This is a genomic window from Pseudoalteromonas luteoviolacea S2607, assembly GCF_001625575.1.
GTDB classification, from domain to species: Bacteria; Pseudomonadota; Gammaproteobacteria; order Enterobacterales; family Alteromonadaceae; genus Pseudoalteromonas; species Pseudoalteromonas luteoviolacea_E.
The window spans coordinates 1-21,404 of record NZ_AUXV01000009.1 but is presented as its reverse complement, the minus strand read 5'-3'; the positions used below and the strand labels follow the sequence as shown (position 1 = coordinate 21,404).

Annotated in this window: 13 protein-coding genes; 7 read left to right on the top strand and 6 right to left on the bottom strand. The window is 41.5% G+C overall.

From position 1 onward, the window contains the following. From N480_RS07785 to N480_RS07775, 3 genes are all read left to right on the top strand, one after another. Positions 1–3,439: non-ribosomal peptide synthetase (locus tag N480_RS07785; RefSeq protein ID WP_155732787.1), on the top strand; the 3,439-nt coding region annotated here is incomplete at its 5' end. Between the two features lie 13 nt (positions 3,440–3,452). Beyond that, on the top strand, positions 3,453–4,205 hold the full coding sequence (locus tag N480_RS07780; protein ID WP_063371955.1) for a TrmH family RNA methyltransferase: 753 nt from the start codon (positions 3,453–3,455) through the stop codon (positions 4,203–4,205). Continuing rightward, positions 4,206–5,972 carry a M1 family aminopeptidase gene (locus tag N480_RS07775; protein WP_063371954.1) on the top strand — a complete coding sequence of 589 codons (1,767 nt, stop codon included), beginning with the start codon at positions 4,206–4,208 and terminating at the stop codon, positions 5,970–5,972. 45 nt (positions 5,973–6,017) lie between these two features. Here the strand turns inward: N480_RS07775 and N480_RS07770 are convergent, their stop codons facing one another. The 5 genes from N480_RS07770 to N480_RS25250 all read right to left on the bottom strand — a co-directional run bounded on the left by N480_RS07770 (position 6,018) and on the right by N480_RS25250 (position 11,037). Further along, entirely contained in the window at positions 6,018–6,965 is a 948-nt protein-coding gene (locus N480_RS07770) for a transketolase family protein (protein ID WP_063371953.1), read from the bottom strand. Then, a complete protein-coding gene (locus tag N480_RS07765; protein WP_081231793.1) occupies positions 6,962–7,819 on the bottom strand; it encodes a transketolase in 858 nt (285 codons plus the stop codon). The genes N480_RS07770 and N480_RS07765 overlap by 4 nt, the downstream gene beginning before the upstream one ends. Then, the gene (locus N480_RS07760; protein WP_063371952.1) at positions 7,804–9,654 is read right to left on the bottom strand and encodes an asparagine synthetase B family protein; all 1,851 of its coding nucleotides are present in this window, start codon (positions 9,652–9,654) and stop codon (positions 7,804–7,806) included. The genes N480_RS07765 and N480_RS07760 overlap by 16 nt, the downstream gene beginning before the upstream one ends. Continuing rightward, entirely contained in the window at positions 9,654–10,727 is a 1,074-nt protein-coding gene (locus N480_RS07755; protein ID WP_063371951.1) for a hypothetical protein, read from the bottom strand. Before N480_RS07755 ends, N480_RS07760 begins: the two co-directional genes overlap by 1 nt. A 133-nt stretch (positions 10,728–10,860) precedes the next feature. Then, positions 10,861–11,037 (bottom strand): hypothetical protein, encoded by a 177-nt coding sequence (locus tag N480_RS25250; RefSeq protein WP_155732786.1) that lies wholly within the window; start codon positions 11,035–11,037, stop codon positions 10,861–10,863. Positions 11,038–12,484: 1,447 nt separating this feature from the next. On the opposite strand from N480_RS25250, the gene N480_RS25245 reads away from it, so the two are divergent. The 4 genes from N480_RS25245 to N480_RS07735 all read left to right on the top strand — a co-directional run bounded on the left by N480_RS25245 (position 12,485) and on the right by N480_RS07735 (position 19,806). Continuing rightward, on the top strand, positions 12,485–12,622 hold the full coding sequence (locus N480_RS25245; protein WP_155732785.1) for a hypothetical protein: 138 nt from the start codon (positions 12,485–12,487) through the stop codon (positions 12,620–12,622). Positions 12,623–12,849: 227 nt separating this feature from the next. Next, positions 12,850–18,120: a non-ribosomal peptide synthetase gene (locus N480_RS07745; RefSeq protein WP_063371949.1), complete on the top strand. Its 5,271-nt coding sequence runs from the start codon at positions 12,850–12,852 to the stop codon at positions 18,118–18,120. A 69-nt stretch (positions 18,121–18,189) separates the two neighbouring features. After that, complete coding sequence (locus N480_RS07740; protein WP_063371948.1) at positions 18,190–18,972, top strand: thioesterase II family protein; 783 nt, start codon at positions 18,190–18,192, stop codon at positions 18,970–18,972. 12 nt (positions 18,973–18,984) lie between these two features. Beyond that, positions 18,985–19,806, top strand: coding sequence for a hypothetical protein (locus N480_RS07735; protein ID WP_063371947.1), 822 nt, complete (start codon positions 18,985–18,987; stop codon positions 19,804–19,806). A gap of 447 nt (positions 19,807–20,253) precedes the next feature. Here the strand turns inward: N480_RS07735 and N480_RS07730 are convergent, their stop codons facing one another. Next, positions 20,254–21,270, bottom strand: coding sequence for a tyrosine-type recombinase/integrase (locus N480_RS07730; protein WP_063371946.1), 1,017 nt, complete (start codon positions 21,268–21,270; stop codon positions 20,254–20,256). Positions 21,271–21,404 lie beyond the last annotated feature (134 nt).

The following is a 21,404-nucleotide window of genomic DNA, read 5'->3' as shown; positions in this document are numbered from 1 at the left end:
TAACTTTTTCGAGCTAGGTGGGCACTCTTTACAGGCTGTTCAGCTCACATCACATGTTTTTGATAAGATGAATGTCTCGATAAGCCTAAGAGATATTTTCGCACATAAAACAGTGCGCCGTATTGTGGCTGCATTAAGTAGTGCGGATGCTCAACCTAAACATGAGAAACAGGCGTTATCGATAATCAGAAGGCAGGAAAGCCAGGCTCTGCGCACTTTGTCGGCACAGCAGGAGCGGCTCTACTTTTTGGAACAACTTCAAGGAGCAACAGCAAATTACAATATCTTCTTTGGTCTTGATATACAGGGGCAATTAGATCAGGGAGTTGTTGCTCAATGCTTGGAGCAGATAACATCTCGACATGAAGTTTTGCGTTCTACCTTTGTTAATACCACTCAGGGGGCTTTTCAAAAAATTAGCGAAAACAATCCTGGTTGGGAACTGACAACTGAGCACATCCAAACGTCACAAATCGATGACTATGTTAAAGAGTTCGCAGGGCAGATCTTTCCCTTAGCTGATGAATGTTGGCTAAGAGTAAAGTTATTGACTGTTTCATCACAACGCCAAGTATTGCTGTTTTTAACACACCATATTGTATCGGATGGGTGGTCCATTGGAATTCTGGTGAAAGAGTTTTGTCAACTATACCGTGCAAAGTTAAGCGGACATAGCGCTAATTTAGAGGCATTGCCGGTGCAATACAGTGACTACGCTTATTGGCAAAAGCAAGTAATTACAGACACGATTAAAGAGCAGCTTGATTACTGGCATACGGAGTTACAAGATGCATCGCAACTACTTGAGCTAGGCATTGCAAAAAATAGAAATGACCATTCAGGGTATGATGCTGATGCGATACCTATTCACATCCCACCAACTCTTACTTTTGAGCTTAACAAGTGCGCTAGAATTCAGAATACAACGTTATCTACGGTATTGCTTGCCACATTACAGTTGCTACTGTCTCGATATGCAGGTCAAACGGATATCAATATTGGGATCCCTGTTGCCAACCGTCGAAGACCTGAGATTGAAAAGTTAATAGGATACTTTTTAAATACTTTGGTTATCAGAGTAAAAGTTGATGAAAATGATACGCTTAAAGATTATATTAGCCACGTTCATGATCGTTGCATAAGTGCATTCGAGCATCAAGATGTACCTTTTGAAAAGGTATTGGAGGCTGTTAACCCGCAGCGCACGACGAATCATACGCCTTTATACCAGGTCATGTTTATTCTGCAAAATACGCCATCTGAGTCGATACAGATCCCTGGTGTCAATGTCTCCGCGCTAACTTATCATCATAATAAGACAACATTAGATATGACATTTGATTTAACGGAGTCTGACGATGGCATATCTGGCTATTTGGTTTATCGAAAGGGGTTGTATCATAAAAAAGAGGTAGTACAGTTACTGGAAAACTATGTGCGTCTTCTTAGTTACCTACCTAGTAATTTAGATACTGAAATGTGCAACATATCCAGTTTGTCGAAGTCGCAATTGCAAGATTTACAGGCATTTTCTAATAGCGATGTTACGTTACCTGTAGATGGAAATTTGGTCACTCTATTTTCTGAACAGGTTGCCAAAACACCTCATGCAATTGCGTTGCAGAGTGTTGAAAAAGCGATGAGCTTTGTTGAGCTTGATAAACTAAGTAACCAATTCGCGCATTTTTTAAGCCATCAAGGCATTGATGTTGGTGATCGTGTCGGCCTCAGGCTCGGCCGAGGTATTGACATGATGGTATCTATGTTAGGGGTTATGAAACTTGGTGCGAGTTATTTGCCACTACACGATCAGCTCAATGTCGAGCAGGTAGAAAATATTGCTTTGAGGGCTCAGTTGAATTGTGTGATATGTAATGACGTCATTGTTGCACCTAGTTTGACTACCCACAATTATCAGCATTTTATAGAGAGGTTACCGAGCCTTTCAGATACGCAATTAGCAATGAATTTTAGTAATATACTGCCTGTGCATTTGTATCTGACTTCGGGCACAACTGGCATTCCAAAAATCGTCATAGGCAGTCACCTCTCGGTGGTCAATAATTTGCTAGAGATTTGGCAAAACCATCCAATTAAAGAGAATGAATGTGTTTTAGCCAAAACTAGCCCCAGCTTTATCGCATCAGTCCAAGAAGTATTTGCGCCATTACTCAAAGGCGGCAAGCTCTTCTTCAATTCGGAAGCTCAAGTAAAAGATATTACCGCACTTCTTGATTTAATTGAGCAGCAACGAGTTACCCGCGTATTTTTTACGCCATCAGTTTTGAGGTTACTATTCGAATCACAAAATGTGGATAAACTGAGTTCATTGAAACTCATTTTCGTTGGGGGTGAGGCGATAAATGCTGAGCTTGTACAAAAAGTAAAAGAAACCATGCCTCAAGTTGTCATGGTCAATGCGTATGGCTCTACGGAAGTTGTTGGAGATGCAACTGCAAGTCGATTGACGGATATTGCAGTACCGCAAGGTGTAATGCCGATAGGTAAGCCTGTTACAAATTTGAAAGTGTATATTTTAGATAAATATTACAACCTTTGCGCGCCAGGTGTGGTAGGGGAATTGTATGTCAGTGGTCCAAGTCTTGCGTTAGCCTATGTCGATATGCCGGATTTAACAGCTGCAAGCTTTTTACCTGATCCATTTAGCCCAGAGCCTGGGCAACGAATGTATCGACTAGGTGATTTAGGTAGGTATAACGCGCAAGGTGAAATCTTATACCTTGGGCGACGCGATAACCAAATTCAATACAATGGTATTCGGATTGAATTGTCAGAAATAGAGCGACTTATACTCCTGTGTCCACTGGTGCAGGGCGCAATCTGCCGACATGTAGTTGATAATAACGATGTTCAAACACTGAAAGCGGTCATTAAAGTAGAGGATCCTGAACAAGATAATGCACTTGTTCGTCGTCATATCGCCAAGCAGATCCCGTCGTACATGGCACCGAACCAAATCGTCTTTGTAACCGAGTATCCAGTTACTAGTAGCGGTAAAGTTGATGTAAGAGCATTACTCTCTTACCAAGATCAAGTTACTGATGATGAATTGTATTCTGAATGTAATACGCCGACAGAGCGGGCGATTGCTGATGTGTGGCAAGATACATTATTAGTTGAAAAAGTTGGCTCGAAACAGAACTTCTTTGAGCTAGGTGGAAACTCTCTCAGCCTTGCGAAAGTGCATGTAAAGTTAGTCGAGCAGCTAGGGATGGATGTAACTATGATGGACCTATTTAGTCATCCTACGATTGAATCTTTAGCTAACTTTATTACTAAAAATAACAGTAAGCAAAGCAGCGAGAAAGAGGGGAGTACACGAGGCAAGCGTCAAGCGATGGCACTGCAACAAAGTGAAAGGTTGCGACGTCATAGACAAAAATCTAAAACACAAAATAAGCGTTTTGAAACGAGTTAAGGAAAGCGGAATAATGGTTGAACAAATCAATTTAACGACAGAGTTGTATGAGAAATTTACGGCGCCTAATGAGGGAGAGATTGTTGTTAAGCGCGACTATTTTCTCAAAAATGGGCTGACTTACAACGCCTCAATTTTGGAATTGTTTTGTAGTCAGGCGTTTTATTCGGTCTATAAAAGTGCCTTGTCAAGCTTACCATCTTGTCGCGTAGGGGTTGTTGAAGATGAGAATATTGCGTCTTTTTTGGGGGTAGCCCCAGCACAAGCAGTGTTAGCTAAAATTAAAACCCCTGAGTATGCGCCAATTAATTCGTTAGATGACAAAATAATGCTACTCAATGGGGTCAAGTTTGCCGAAAGCGTAGGCAACCTTGTTCGCAGTGCGATGGCGATGGGAATATCTTCAGTCGTGGCATGCCCTAAAGCGGTTTCACCTTATGAACAAAGTGCGTTTGACCTATCCTCTGGCCATGTATTGGGTTGCAAAGTACATCGTAGTCACTGCATTACGGATACACTGTCACAGCTATCTGCACTGGGGTATACAATAGTGAGTACGGCAAACACGGCAAAAGCGGTTTCGCTGCGTGATTTCGAGTTTCCTGAAAAATGTGTTTTGGTGCTGGGTTCAGAGCATGCGGGAATAGAGCAAACTGTCTTAGAGCACAGTCACTGTGTGATTAAAATTGATATGAAAAATGGCGTTAACGCACTCACTACACCTAGTGCAGGTGCAATTTTTCTCAATAAACTGGGTGGCGGTTAAGTGCGTTGGTTACTGTTTATAGTCATTGTCTTTCTTAGCCTGGATACTAGCGCAAAGGGTCAATTTGACGTGCTGTCATATAGTGCCCAATTAACGCCAGATATTGAAAATCAAAGTCTAACAGGGCGTGTGGTTATTGAGTTTCAATTTAGGCGTGTAAAAGGCAATAAGTTACAGTTTCGACTACAGGCCCCTGACATGCAGATTAAGCAGATTCAAGGGCCTCTGGTGAAAAGGTTTAAGGTTGCTGATGGTCAGATAATTCTCGATCTAGATAGTCTATCTGGTAAGCAAAGCGGCGTCACTCAAGTTACTATCGATTATTACACGGTGCCAAAGAAAGGCTTGAAGTTTTTCGATGGCTACCTGTATACGCTGTATAACACGGCCAATTGGCTTGTTTCACATGATGATATTGGTGACAAAGCCGTTTTTAATTTAATTCTAAACCTACCTAAGGGAATGACTCATGTAGCTAATGGGCAGAAAATATCGTCCAAGCCTAATGGCGAATTAATACAGCATCATTGGCGAGAAGACAGGCCTCGTCCAATATATACATTTGGTTTTGCAGCAGGAAACTTTACGTCACACAAAATAGACGTTGAAGGTATAAGCTATACCATACTTTATCAAGGTTTTTCTCAATCAGAAATAGAGCGTATTTTCATTGACACCAAGCGAGCTTATCAATTTTTCGCCAAGGCTAGTAACCGAGGGTTGAAGCAGGACCAGTATACGTTTGTAGTCACCAAAGAAAACACGATGCAGGAAGTGGGGTCGTTTAGCCTAGTTGGTGAGCGTTTCATGCGGGATGTATTGGCTGAGGCCAGAGAAAACTGGTTGGCTCCCCATGAGCTTGCTCACGAGTGGTGGGGGAATTCAATTTCGGCAAAGTCATGGAATGACTTTTGGCTTAATGAAGGCATAGTCCAATTTATGGTTGCCGCATTTAAAGAACATGCTTATGGCACGCAAGAGTATGATAGAGAGATAGTACTTTTTAAAGAGGCAATGCTCAGAATAGAGAGACAGGGCAAGACTATACCCGCCGTGTCGCCGCGTCAAGCGATTACATTTGAGCAATTCAAATCTACGTATAGGAAGGCTGCATACTCTAAAGGTGCTTATCTTTTCCACATGCTTAGACTTGAATTGGGAGAAAAAGCGTTTTGGCATGGTATACGAATTTATAGTGAATTAAATTGGGAGTCGATTGCTGCAACGAGGGATTTAAAGGAGGCATTTGAACAATCCTCAGGGCGTAAATTAGATGGTTTTTTTGAACGTTGGGTGTATTCAAAACAGACGACTAAATTAGCGATAGACGTGAATATTAGTCGTGAACATGTGATGACTTTGGATGTTGTTCAACAAGGCTACCAAGATCACTCCCTACCGCTGTGGGTTGAAGTTAAGGTGGATGGAAAGTCACAGTTGCTTAAATTTCATGTTACGCAGAACAATCAGCAATTCACTTATGAATTTAAAGCGAAGCCAGCAAGTATCATTATTGACCCGCGCCAGTATTTTCCAATTTCATTGCACGTTACAGGTTTAGAAGAATATTTGGTTGAAAATGTGGAAGACAGTAAGCAAACGCTGGCAAAGTACTGGAGTATGAAGCGTTTGGTTCATTCTAGGTATTGCAGCCAAGAGCCAGCGCTTATTCAGCGTTATTTAACACATTTTGCAAGGCAGAATAGAGAAAGGGTTTTGCAAACTGCCGCCAAATGGTGGGAGTCAAAATGTGTAGTAGATCTATAAGTTTAGAGAAAAAGTATGGCCACTAAATAGGCCATACTTTTTCTGTTACACCTGTTCAACTATTTTTGAAGAAGCAGATTTTATATTTGTGAAATGTAATTTTATGATAGCCTTTACAAGCTGTTCCTGAGATAGTCCGTAGGCTTCGCGCAATTGTTCGTCATCTCCCGACTTCCCACAAAATGAAATAGGCCATCCAAAACCACTGATATGTGCTTTGATGTCCAACATCTGGATCAATGAAGCTAGTCCACCTAATTTACAGTGATCTTCAATAACGATCAGTTGCTCGCTGTCTGCTAGTTCATCTTGGAGTTGTTCAACTTGGTTTACATGTAAGCAATGAAGCAAGCCGATATCACACCCTTGTAGATGTAACTGTTCAATCACCTGCTTACTCCATTGACTCGCAATACCACAACTGACAATATTAATCTTCCGTTTTGGAAAGACCCAACGCAGTTCACTGGGTCTGCCGCCCAGCGCGTGTTGTTCACCAATGGGGGCGCGAGAAGCTCTGATATACGCCGGTTCACTGTAGCTCATTATTTGTGACAACATATAGGTGACGTCATCATTATCAGCCGGCGCCCAAACCTGCATATCAGGTAACGTGAGCATAACAGCCATATCATTAACCGCGGTATGTGTTTTACCATTGCGTCCAGCCAATCCACCTGCATGTGAACCAACTAATGTGACAGGCATTTTTGTCTGACAGATACTGACTCTGATCTGATCGTATGCACGGTAACATAAAAAAGCAGCGAAAGAGAAAGCGAATGGGCGTTTCCCTGTAGATGCCATTCCAGCAGCCATAGAGATCATGTTTTGTTCTGAAATTCCAGACATCAAAAAGCGTTCAGGATAAGCATCTGCGAAATAAAATGCGCCATCTGAATCTGCCAAATCACCATCAAGCACAGAAATATCGGGGTATTTATCTGCGATATTGGTTAACTGCAAGCCAACTTCTTCTGCGAGTTTTTTCATGACCTGTACTCCTGCATAATTCTTGTGTGTTCATCTTGGTCCACTTGATTACAGTGAAATTGCTTGGGGGATTTTTCAATCAGTGGAACACCTTTACCTTTTATTGTGTTGGCGATTAAGACAACCGGCTTGTCCTGTATTTCTACCATCGTTTGAAATGCTTGAATAAGTTCATCAAAATTATGTCCGTCACACTCAATGACGTGCCAGCCAAAAGCTTGCCACTTATCACGAAAGTTACTGACAGGAGGTGGAATTTGGTCATCAATCTCAGCCCAGCCCCACTCCTGAAAACGGTTATTATCTACCACCGCTTTCAAGTTAGATGTTTTCATATTCCCTGCAAGCATGGCCGCTTCCCACACTTGTCCCTCTTGGCATTCTCCATCACCTAGAATAGTCCAGATGTTGACTTGCTTTGGTAACGAATATGCCATACCGAGAGCGGCAGAAAGCCCTTGGCCCAGTGAGCCTGTTGAGAAATCGATACCTGCCAAGGCTGTCATATCTGGGTGTCCTTCAAGCGGTGAATCAAAATCAGCATACTGATCTAAAGGCACCTGATGGAAATTAAGCTTTTTCAGTACAGCATAAAGTGCTAATGCAGCGTGCCCTTTAGAAAGTATGAGCCTATCTCTATCGGGGTGAGTTGCAAAGGTAGGGTTACACTTTATTTGAGTTCTGTACAAGGTTAGCAGTAAATCTATAACGCTGAGGCAGCCTCCATAGTGCCCCCCGCCTGTTTGGTAAAGTACTTCTAATATTTCTTTACGTAACTCATGCGCTTCATCATGTAACGACTGAGTTGGGTTGCTTTGGGTTGAGAGATTCATCATATTTACTTTTTCAGCCATTTATCGTACCAAGCACATAATGTTGCGAGTGCCCAAAGTTGATCCAAGGGTCTAAATGCGTCGCTTGGTGGGTTGTGTGTTTCGAGTAGTGTTTGTACCTTGTCTTTTAGTGTACCTAATGCGCTGCGCTCAATTAGTGGCTCAGCATCAAGCAATGCACTATTTTCTATTACTGCCCAGATTCGGTTGAATAGCTCAGGGTCTTTCAGCCAAATTTGTAAGGGGACAACATATGCTTTACGAGGGCGAGTTGTTATGTCTTCGGGCAAGAACTGTCGTGCAATGCGCCGCATAACTATTTTGTTGTCTAAACCTATTTCTTCGTTTTGTTCAAAACGTTCAGCTGCTCCTAGGCCAATCACCTGTTTAATAAGGTGCTGATCTAAAAATGGATACCATGTGGTCAGTCCATTACGCTCATTGATAGGTTCATAAACTGAGTGTAGTAAGTCTGGTATGCGGTGCTGACATTCATGAGCAATCATAAGCTCGAATAAATTAGCTGATGATTTCATCTGTAAGCAAGCTTGGTAGAAGCTAGCATGGTGCCCTGTTACTTGCCAGTGCTTGAATGGTTCAGATAAATACTCGGTTAATGCGTTTTGGTCAAAGAATCGAGGTACACCGCAAAAGAGGTTATCGTCACAGAGCTCAGGCTGCCATAACAATTGTTCAAACTTGCCGACATTGAGTAATGAGGACTCAAATAGCTGCACTTTGGAGTAGTATTTTATGTACTTTAAGTAGCCGCCAAAAATTTCGTCAGCGCCCATGCCTGAGAGAACACTTGAATACCCATCGTTGGCTATTCTATTTAACAACTTGTTGTGTGGGATAACTGAAGCAGCACTACATGGTTCTGCACTAGAAAATGCGCTGTCTAAGCTTTGATGTACATCGGCGAGGTCGAATGTCACACTGTGGTGTTCTATGCCCAAAGACTCTGCAAATTCTTTGGCCAGCTGGGTTTCATTAAGCTGCTCTAACTCCGGGAAGCCTTGATACTCAACCGTATAGGCGCACAGGGTTGTGTCGCTGTTATGATGTTTGACATAATTTGCGATAAAAGATGAATCAATTCCCGATGAAAGAAGTATTGCAGCCTTATCGGAGTGGCTTGATTTATCGATAGCCTGTGTTAACGAATTCGTTATCTCTGCTGTGACTCTATCTGTCGCTGTGGCACTGCAGTCATAATTGATTGGAGTGAAATACCGAGATTCACATGGTGCATTACCAACCCGAATGCAAATTGAGTGTCCCGCTCGAACTTTTGTTATATTCTTTGCTAAAGTGCGCCCAGTTAATGGCACGCCAAAGTTGAGGTAATTGAATGCAGATTCTAGATCGAATTCGTACTCAAAACCTTCTGCTGACAACAGAGCTTCTAAGCTAGAGCTGACATACCAGACATGTTGACTCTGTGCGATGTAGAGAGACTTTTGGCCTAACGGGTCGCGCACGAGTGTTAGGGTGTTTGATTGCTCTTGCCAATGTATAAATGCGAATTGCCCAGTTGAATCGCGTAAGCTATCAATGTGCGAGGTGGCGAGTATCGATAGGAGCTGTTGCTGAGCATCTGGCTGATGCAAGTCTAAAGGCGTTGTACTGTTTGCGTTTACAAATAGCTGGCCTAACCCACAGACCCTATCTTGGTTTTCAGACGCTTGGCTTGGATCAAAGATTGCTACACCTGCATCAGGATTTAACCACCATTGAGCGAGTTTATCAGGGAAGCTACTTGGTAGTATGGCTGCGAAGTTTTCCAAAAAGTGTGGCTTGATGTAACGATGCTTAGCAACAATAGCGAAAAGCTCATGGTTTTTCTTGTTCATTACACACCTATCAAGCTGAATATTAGTTTTAGTTTTTCGTCACATTGACTGGGATGCAACGGCTCAGCTAGCATCGGATTGAGTTTATCTAATTGAGCCAAGCATGAATCGGTAAAATAAATGGTGCCATCGTGATCTATGTTTGCGATACCGTCAAATTCAGCTGCTTTGCGTTGAAATTTAAGTATCTCTTGTTCGTCGTTAAACTGTGCAGGCAAATTGAGCTGGATATCGCGGCCTTTTATTGTAACGGGCCAACCACCTTCTAGCCCGCAAGGGCCTGGAACAGAAGTGTATAGAATGTCATCACCGAGCATCGCGCGAATAACCTGTACAGCATGGGCCGATGTGAGCGCATTAAGTTCTTGATCTAAGACGATCTGAGGTCTAGTTTCAAAGCTTTTCGATAGGTCCAAGCTTTCACCGGCGGAATATATGACTGGCAGTGGCATTTGTTCTGGGACAAAGCCTGTAGCGACAACCCTAACATGGGCGTGGTGTGCAAAAGTTTGTGGTAGTGCTCTATTGTCATCAATCAGCTCTTGTGCTGCGAGCGCGTTAATCATGCCTGCATTACCTATACCTAAACTGACCGGTGATCCAAGTTTATTTAATACTGGATTGACGGCATCAGGAAAAGAACAATTGATAACAGGCACATCCATCTTTAACTCAGATAGGGTGGTCATTAAATTGATTGGTATGGTTAGCTGTGCTGGCAACTGAGCCGCAAAGCCCGCTTCTAGTAATATTTTTGAACGAGCGCAACGCTCTTGATTCTCATATAAGTACCATGGAGATAAAAGTGATGCACTTTGTATGATTAGGTCCGGTCGTTGATTGGATAACAGTGACTTCAGCTGGCTTGGAACTAACGCATTAACATGATGAAACTCGACTGGACGTATACCGCACGCTGATAAAAGACGGCAAAATGATTCACCTTTTTGCTTTGATGTACTTGCAATGATTAACTTTTCATACGCCAGTGCAGGATCACACGCCAAGTGGTAAGCAATACGTTTTCCTAAATCACCCAGGCCTAGAATGAGTAAGGTATTGTGTTTATTCACAGTATCTCGCTTTATTATTTGATTATTAGTGTTAGCTGTTGTGAAGTTGTCGTGTTGAGAAACTTGGTATTTTGAATGGACATAAAAGGTAGGCTCTATAGCCCACCTTTTTCAAACGTAGCTAATTATCGTATTAAGCTAGGAATGAGTTATCTTTTGTAGAAGCTGCTAGTTGTAGGTAAGCAACATCTTTAGTCGAACGGCCAGCAGAGAAGTTAGCTAGAACGTCTCTAGAGATGTCTTTACCGCCTGCAACGCTTTGTAGTTCTTCGTTAGTTAGTTCCAACTTCAGCTTTTGTACGTTTTTCATATTAAATTCCTTTATTTAGTTTAATTTCATATGTACTTACTGGAGTAAGTACACACGAAGATAATATTTTATATTTTAGAGAGTTACAATGGTAATGTTGATATACTTTAATTTTTATGTAATTGAAGTGTCTATTTTTCTTACTCGCTTCAACTTTCTCTAAGATGCTGTATTAGATTGTACTTTTTAATTAATTCGGTTCTACATCATATTTATAATTAACATATTGTTATCGTTTATTATAAAGGAACCAGCAAAATATACCGCTTAAGATAATGTGCGATCCAACCTAGTCAATGTGCAATGTGTGCTGGTATGGTTGTTGTTCCAGTCCCCGCTTGGGGTCCGTTTATAAAGGGGTTGCCTAGGGGAAAGCCAACAGCCAGCATCAGTAAAGAATACAAAGAATGGAACCGCTTTTCCATCACTTGCGTTTCAGCGTTCACACCCTTCAGTGTTTAACGGTTTTATTACAATTGTTGTTTTTTTGATGGCGAAGGTAACCCGGGTTTGGCTTCTCTAGGGAAGCCTTATGCAGTCCAGGGTTGGATGTTTATTGGTCATTTTTACCTCTATATCTTGCTTGCTTGTACCTAAGGTACTTGCCGTTTTTGCTAATTGCTATAAAATTCAACAGGTAATTTTAATATTAATTGGTTTACTTTTTGACTTAACGGTAGTTTTGAATTGAAAGTAAGGTTAATGTTTCGGTGTGTTTGATAATTAAGTCTTGCCAGGAAGGGGGGGGGAATGTTTATAAAGTGATTCACTTTGGAATGGGGGCTTTACATTTTAAATATGAGAAAAAGTGAAAACGTTTGAAGTAGCCATTGTAACTTGCTGTAAAATGTTAACAGAATTTATGTTTATTTGATTTTTCAATAGGTGCTGCATGCAAAAAAAATTGCACACAGACACATCTTCAGAGTGCAGAGATTGATAGCTTAAAACCTCTTTGTTGTTAGACATAATTCGCTACTGCTCAAGTGTCGGCTCTAGTGTGTTTCACATGACCTTGAAAACACCAGTTAGTTGGCTAGGGAATATAAAATAAAATGGTTTTTGACAAAACATCAGAAATAATTAAAAACGAAGATTTTCTCAAATTGGATAATTTTCTAACTGATAGATGCGTCGCTTTAAAGCTAGAGAATATGTATTTATCAGGGCCAGTTAAATACAAACCGCCTCTTGAAATGATCAAAGAGCTCGAACAAATAAAAAGGCCACACTGTAGTTGAATCTTCTTCGGGAAATATGGCGGGCGCTGGCAATGATTTGTGCTGAAGTCATTTCCGTGACCATGAAAATATAAGGTGGCTATGTGAAGGAACGCTTGTGTAAGAACGATGAAATTCTCACTCAAAATCCAGATGCGGTATGGGTAGATTAAGACCCATATTTCAGAAAGTACTTTTATACGGAAGCTCTTCCTAAACTGAAGAAAATGGGGGAAATTGTCGTCATTGTTAGCCATGGCGATAAGTACTTCGATATTGCCGAACAGCTGATAAGAATGGAAGACGGGCAATTGATTAACCTATCCAATATGATGCCAGAAATGAAACCAGCAGCGGTGAGCTAAGCAAGCGGAGTGTTGTTTGCTTTTGAGATTGCTGCAACACTCTTTTTTGCTTTAATAGTTTATCAATGTGTTAATATTGGGAAAAATACTAATCCATTGAAATTCAATGGTTATATAAAAGTGAAGCTAAGTTGTTTATGTAGTTGTTTTCTTGATGTTCACTTTTCATCAATGAAACCTGCTACATGGCTCTTTGAGCAATATAAGAAGTTAAGGAAATAACTATCATGCATACTGATGACACGCCATGTGCTTGCGTTCCAACAACGATTTATGATTATGTAAGCTTGCATGCGACAGCAACCCCTTCAAAGCTTGCCTATGAGTTTGTTAAAGATAATGGCCAAGTAGAGCAACTAAGCTATGCACAGTTGAATAACAACATAAAAAATATTGCTCAATTTCTTAGTGAGCGTACACAAAAAAGCGATCGCGTTGTATTGATGTTTCAACCTGGCCTGGAGTTTATTCAATCGTTTTTTGCTTGTCTGTATGTCGGCCTGGTGGCTGTGCCAGTTTATCCACCCAGTGGTCGTAAAGAAGATTGGATGAAACTCTCTACAATAGCCAAAGACTCTGGGGCGTCAATGTTTCTTTTAGATAAGCATAATCAAGAACAAGCAAATAAGTGGTTATCAGAAGAAAGCTGGTTCGTGAACAGACACTTTGATATTGATGAAGGTTTACGAACAGATTGGGTTGATGTTCAAGCAGTACCAAGTAGTTTGAACGAACTGGCATTTCTACAGTACACCTCAGGCTCTACAGGTGACCCAAAAGGTGTGATGGTCAGTCATGGAAACTTGTTAGCGAATCAACAGCTCATTAAAGAAAAATTTGACCATGACAGAGCCACCACCGTTGCAGGGTGGTTACCGCAATACCATGATATGGGATTGATCGGTAATATTTTGCAACCAATTTACTTAGGCTCTAGCGCTGTGCTTATGTCCCCAGCCTCTTTTTTACAAAACCCATTTCGTTGGTTGGAATTAATCTCGAGCCGGAAAATCACCACAAGTGGTGGACCAAACTTTGCCTACCAAGTTTGTGCTGAGCGCATCACCGAGCAACAAAAACAAAGTTTAGACTTATCATCTTGGAAAGTCGCATTTAATGGTGCTGAGCCAATCAACCCTGCAACTTTGGCATTGTTCAGCGAAGCTTTTGCGGAGTGTGGATTTTCACCACGGGCATTTTACCCATGCTATGGGCTTGCTGAGTCCACCTTATTAACAACAGGTGGGGATGCTTCAGCGTTACCGATAGAAGTAACTGTGTGTGCAAATGCGCTTAAAAATAATCAAGCTGTAGAAGTGTCTAGTGAGTCACCTGATGCAGTGACGATTGTCGGTTGTGGTTCTATCTTGGACTCAGAAGCCTGCGTGGTTGATTATCAAACACAGCAGCTATGTATGCAAGGAAGTGTGGGTGAAATTTGGCTGCGAGGAGATAGTACGACACTCGGGTACTGGAATCGCAGTAAATTGAACGAGCAGGCATATAACGCTAAATTAGCGGACAGTTCTGAAGCATATATGCGAACCGGTGACTTGGGTTTCGTTTTGCGAGGGCAGCTCTTTATTACAGGACGCCTGAAAGACTTGATAATTATCCGAGGTAAAAACTATTACCCTCAAGATATTGAGTTTGCAGTTCAGCAAGAAATACGAGAACTTAACATCTCAAGTGGCGCCTGTTTCAGCGTTAATGTCGATGGCACTGAACAATTAGTACTGGTAAATGAAATAAAACGTACGGAACTTCGCAAATTAGACAAAGAAGACTGTGTACAGCGTATAAAACTTGCAGTTCGTCGCGCGTGTGGATTGAGTCTACATGATGTTGTACTGACGCGGCCAAACAGAGTATTGAAAACTTCGAGTGGTAAGATTCGCCGCCGAGAATGTAAAAAAAGATACTTAAATGACGGTATTGACTATATTTATCGAGATAGGCAAAGCGGTGCTGAGCCTGTATCTGCGCAGGTGTCAGCTAATCAAGAACAATCTGACATACTTCAACAGATAATTTCTATACTTGCGCAGGTTTTGGATATTAGTCCGAAGGCGCTCGACCACACTATGAGTATCAGCAGCTTAGGTGTTGACTCTATTACGGCAGTGCAGCTACAAGGGCAATTTGAAAAGCAGCTTGGGTTGTCTTTACAGCTTACAGACATTTTGTACGGAATTACTATACAAGAGTGCGAACAAATGTTGGTTAACCAGCCTCAGAGATTACACTCTAAGCTGGTTCAACCTTCCGACAGAGTACATCAATTAACAGATAGTCAGCTCAACTTTTGGAAATTGCAACATATCCATGAGCAAGAGGGCATTTACAATATTTCTGTTCCGTTTGAGATCAACACAGCGATAGACCCAACACGATTGCGAAATGCTGTTGCGGCTTTGCTAAAAAGACACCATATTCTCAATGCCACTTATCCTGAAGTAAACGGTCAGCCTGTTGAACATATCATAGATGACCACATACCTTTAATCGTTACCGATGCCACAACTTGGCACGAAGATGCGCTGAAAAGTACGGTGTACGAGGAAGCCAGAAGGCCATTTAAGTTAGCCAGTGAGCCCGTACTTAGGATCCACTGCTTTTTAAATTCAAACCATAGCGCTGTACTCCATTGTGTATTACATCATATTGCGGGGGACTTTTGGTCAGTACTTGTGTTGGTCAAAGAACTGCTTGAGTTATACGAGAATGCGGAGCTTGAGAGTAACACAATACAGTACAACGAATTGGTGTTATCTCAAGAGCATTGGCACGAACAAGGGCGACCAAATGCAACTGACTTTCCAATCTGGACAAACAAAGTCGGTGGAAAGCTACATTCTGTGCCTTTACCCCTCGATTTTGCTCGACCTGTAAACTTTGACTTTCAAGGAAAAACTGAGCATTTCAAATTACAGGGTATAGATTTAGGCGCAATAAATACATATTGCCAAACACAAGGTACGACCTTCTTTAACTACTTGTTGGCTGTTTTTCAACTGCTGATGCATAAATATACCCATGCAGAGAAGTTTGTATTGGGAACCCCTGTTTCAAGGCGTCAGGGGGTTGAAAGCGAGAATGTGATTGGCTGTTTTGTCGATGTTAAACTTGTACCGTTTAACTATGAAGCTGAGCAAACGTTTACGGCCTATGTAGCCGAATTAACCGCACTGATGAAGGAATTGCTAACCCACCGCCATGTGACAACCTCTCGCATGATGGAGTCGCTTTGCGAACCGTTGGATGGGTCGGCTGATCAGCTATTCCCAAATGTTCGCTTTGTATTACATAAAGCGCATACCCTCAAAGGGGCTGAAGCGTTTGTCAGTGGGCGTGGTAATCTGCAATTTGGTAATTTCAATCTTTGTCCATATCCCATAGAGAACGAAATGGCACAAACAGACTTACTATTTACGGTCTGCGAGGTTGATGGTCAGCTGCATGTATCGATTAATTACAATACATCCCTATTTAGTAAGGAACGTATTGAGAAGTTAGCCACTTTATATCAGTCTATGCTTAACTACTGTACTTCCCATACCAGCGTGACGTTGAGCGAAGTACCGTTACTCTCTAGTGACTTTCACAATGAGGTTGAACCGGCTTTTAAAAGCGGCCAACAAAGAACGCATGACGTACAAGGTGTACATCAATTATTTGAACAGCAAGCAGTGGCTAATCCAATGCAGATAGCTGTTCAACAGGAACAGCAACAAATTTCGTATGGTTGTTTAAATGACAAGGCAAACCAACTAAGTCACTATCTCATTGCCCAAGGGGTCTGCAAAGGAGATATATTGGCATTATATTTCCCGCGTGATATTGATATGGTTGTTGCTTTCTTAGCGGTGCTAAAAGCAGGTGCCACAGCGTTATTTTTTGATCCATCCATACCTATGGAACGCCGTAAATATATGCTGAACACTTGTAAACCAACCTGCGTTTTAACGAATGTGCAAGCACTGGAGTGGGCATCTGAATATCGGCAGATTAATGTCGGTGAACTATCGTTGTCGCAATACTCATGTGACAATGTTAATAGCAATGTGTGCGACGACGATGTTGCTTATCTATTGTTTACGTCAGGGTCTACCGGTCAACCAAAAGCGGTAAAAGGCTTACATCGAGGTTTAATCAATCGCACTGTGTGGATGCGAGATGAGTTCTTACTCGCAGCGAAAGATGTGTTATTACACTGCACCCCCATGAACTATGTACGTGGCGAGCGAGAGTTAATATTTGCTTTGAGCTGTGGTGCAACACTTACTTTTGCGGATGCACAAGCGCTGAATCAACCTAAGCTATTGCTTGATGTTATAGTGCAAAGAGGCGTTACTTTTACCGCCTCCTCACCTTCGCTGTTGGAAATGATGTTAAGAACGCATGGGGATATATTCAGATCAATAACAACACTTAAACACTGGTTTATTGGTGCGGATGTGTTAAAAAGTGACTTAGTTAAGTCAATTCAGCAACATCAACCATCATTGCAGCTCACTTATTTTTATGGGTCTACAGAAATAAGCTCTGATGTCAGTTATTTCAAAGTGCCGCAGGAGTATATTGCCCAACATGCCAATGTCCAAGTCGGTCAGCCGCTATATAACACGCAGTTACTCATTACGGATGCAGAGGGTAAGCATCCATTACCCAGAGGTGTTTTAGGAGAGTTGTATGTGGGTGGGGCCAACTTGTCAGCTGGATACTTCATGGCGGAGGAGTTGACCTGCGAGAAGTTCGTTCAGCTGGCATGTGGTGACTCTCAAACCTGGTATCGTACTGGGGACATGGCGATGATAGATATGAACGGCGATTTAAGAGTCATGGGTCGTGCAGGAACACAGGTCAATATTCGCGGCCATAGAATTGATATTGCTGAAGTGGAAGCGTCACTATTAAGTCATCCTGACATCGTACAAGCTGTTGTGAAAGCGGATATATTAGCAAATGAAGAGATGGCATTAGTTGGCTACGTGGTGGCCAACAAGGTAAATATTGAATCTGAGCTTAAGCAATTTTTACAACAGCGTTTGCCAAGTTATATGCAACCTGCGTTTATTGTCAGAGTTGACGAGATGCCAGTGACTGAGCTTGGTAAGATTGATAGAAACAAACTACCGAAAGTGAGCTCTGTTGGCGACTTAAAACGACAGGTTGAGAAGCCAAGTAATCACTATGAGCAACTTTTACTGAGGGTGTGGGCACACGTCAACCAAGTTGAAGAATCGGTAGTTGATGTGAATGATGGCTTCTTTGAATTAGGGGGCAACTCTGTGTTGTTAACCAAAATGTATGCAAAACTTCAGCAAGAGATGCCTGATAAATCAATTGCATTAACTGATTTATATAAGCACAGTAGTATCCGTAAGTTAGCTGCTCATTTAGCATCGGAAGTTCAAACAGATCAGAACAGCGCTGCACAATCACGAGCAGATAAAAGGAAGAACTCGCTACGTAGAATAAATAAGGGAAAGCGATAATCCACAATCGTTTGCGATGTCTACTTGCGTAGGCATCATGTTATTAAGTTTTGTTATAAGAAAAAAATAATGCAACCAGTTTTCAATAGACCTCAACAGAATCATAAAAAGAACAGCCGCTGGTTAGTCAGGCAGTCCAACAACTTCTATGCGCCGATGCGACTTTTTTGTTTTCCCTATTCAGGCGGCAGTGCAACGTTATATAAAAGTTGGCAAGCACATTTACCCATCTCTTGGGAAGTGATTGGTATTGAACCGCCTGGGCGTGGTTGCAGGCTAATGGAACCGGCACACAAGCATATGGATAGTTTAATCAATGAGCTTGTGGACGAAATCTCTGAACTTCTTGATGTACCATTTGCATTTTTTGGCCATAGTAACGGGGCTTTGGTCGCGTTTGAGTTGGCTCGAGAGTTACAAAGAAGGTGTTTACCAATACCTAAACTGGTCATGTTATCCGCAAAAAATGCGCCGCATATTGAACAGCAAGAAGGGATACATAAATTACCCAAAGAAGCGTTAATTGAACGCTTAAAGCAATATAACGGTACACCTGAAATTCTGTGGGAAAATGAAGAGCTGATGGATCTTGTGTTACCGTCTATCAGAGCAGACTTTAGTGTGGGTGAAACCTATGAATGCAAAGCCGATCTTTTGCTTGAGCAAAAAGTTGTTGTTTTCTCTGGAGACAGCGACCCTTTTGTCGATGTTCATCGCTTGAATGAATGGCAGCAGTACACCACGTCAGTGCCCGATATTAACTTACTAAAAGGTGATCATTTTTATTTTAATTACGACTTGCAACAATTAACACGCCACATTGGCCACCATTTAGATATGATCACAATTTAAAAGGAATTCGCTTTGTTAACTCAGCAAGAGATTAATCAATATCTAGAGTCGTTGGGTAAGGGGCACCCCACTTTGGGGGGGGAAGACCCATTTTTAGCAAAATTCGAAGCTTACCTTGAGAATTCTCGCCCTAAACGTGAAACATTAGGACAGATTGTTATTGTCATTGGGACTGGCCGATGTGGCTCAACTAGCATTACAGACGCGTTGAAAATGGCGCTACCTGATAGCTTAATGAGTCATGAAAGGCCGCCTTTAATACACTGGAATAACGCCGATAAGAGAATTGAGTTTCATATAGAATTTATGCGAATCGCACGTAGGTATTACGCCTATGTTGGAGATGTATCACATTGGTGGCTACCTCACCTAAATATAGTCGAAAATGCGCTAGGAAGTATCAAGGTGATATTTTTGAAACGTGAGTTTAAGGCGACACTCGAATCATTCGTGAAACTTAAGAATGAGCGTTCAACACCATTTAATCATTGGATTGATCATGCTGGCCGAGGTTGGTTCCAAGACCCTTGGGATCCATGTTACCCCAAGTTATTAAAATCACATGATGTGATGAATTACGATGATAAGCAGTATAAAAACGAGTTAACTAGGTTTTGTATTGCTGAATATATCTCGAGCTATCATCTAAGCGCACAACGATATATTGATCAACAGAATGGACTGACATTAGAACTGGAACACTTGTTCAGTGAGCAAAGCGGTCTATTGTTGAGTCAGTACTTAGGATATGAAACAGCACTATATTGGCAACCTACACACTTAAATCAAAATGCAAGCACTGAACATTCAGCAAATATGCCCTTATTTGCTTAGTGTGGGTGTATTTAAGGCGCTTTAGCATGTAGATAGAACACATCATACTAAAATAAATTCTGTGCATAATTGCTATTGAAAATACTATTTAGCTTATAGCTTCCCATAATAAAGTGTATGCTACACCACTAGTGCCCATGAAAGTAACGCTGTCCTCATATCGTTTGTTTAAATATATGTTTTATGTACTGAGTTATTTCAAACGAAGTCAATTCACAACATGATGCGTCGGTGTAAGCTCCTCGCTCAAATTCATTGATGGCTCTCGACTATGGTGATCAAGCCATCAATGAATTTTCATCAGCAATTGGCTAAATCAAGATGTTTGCACTGCTCACTATTACTTTCCCGATGTAGAGGGTGATCGTCTGTAGCTGTTCAATGAACCCAGATGTTGCGCCAAGCTCAAAACTGCCTAATTTATTTTTTATATCAAAAATATGATGATCATTTGAATAAATTTTCTGTGACCGTGCCATCAATTTGTGACTGTGTTGTTTGAATGTAACGTTCTGTTGTTTTAATAGAAGCATGTCCTAATAATAACGAAATGTGTTTTAAATCAGCTCCATTCGTGTAGAGCCAAGTTGCATATGAACGGCGTAGGGAATGCGGAGGGGTCGGCTTCGCGCCACTAAGCAAACCATATTTTTTACACACATCATAGATAGCATGTCCAGATAACCCCTGAATATCGGACATTTTATAGTAAATACGGCCACTTTTTGTGAGGCGAATGAATATAGAGCCTATCCCTGTGGGGTGAAGTTTTAGCCAGTTATTCAAAGCACAATAGGTCAGGTCGTGCAACTTTACAGCGCGTTCTTTGTTTCCTTTTCCGATAAATTTAATGCGTTTATTCTCATGGTCAATATCCTCACATCGTAAGCCTACGACCTCAAAACGACGTAACCCAGCCCCAACCAATATATGAAAAATGGCTTGATCCCGAGCCGTTGTAATCTTTGGTTGTTCAAAGCCTTCAATTAAACCAAGTAATTGCGTAAAATCTTCCACGGCAAGGGTGTGATGCTGCCTAATTCTAGAACCTTGGGGCTTTTTGATGTGCTTAATTGATTCATATTGCAATGTCGTAATTTTCTCGAGTAGAAACGCTTCTTTCATCACACTTTTAATAACCGAACAATACAGCGATACGGTATCGGGCGACAGTTTTTTCATTTTCCAAACGTTAAACATTTGATTTATATCGTTTTTATTGATTTTTTCCCAATGGATATCATAGATAGATTCGAACCCAATGCTTTTACAAATGGCCATCAATACTCTACGCGCAGTGGCTTTTGAAGCATCACTACTTAACCCGTTGATGTATGCGTACATAGGGCAATCGTCATCTCGGACTATCAAATCAGCCATAACCACTTGCTGTTGAATAGCCAACTGGCTATTCGGTGTTTTTGGCGCTGAAATTTTTAACAATTGTGATAACCGGTCACGCATAATAAACTCCATATAACATGAACAAAAAATAGATGAACCGACAGGTGTGCTTAGCAAAAATCATTTGAAGGAGTAATGCACAAACTTATGCCCATGCTAACTATAGCGAAATTATAACACAGTTACCACCATAA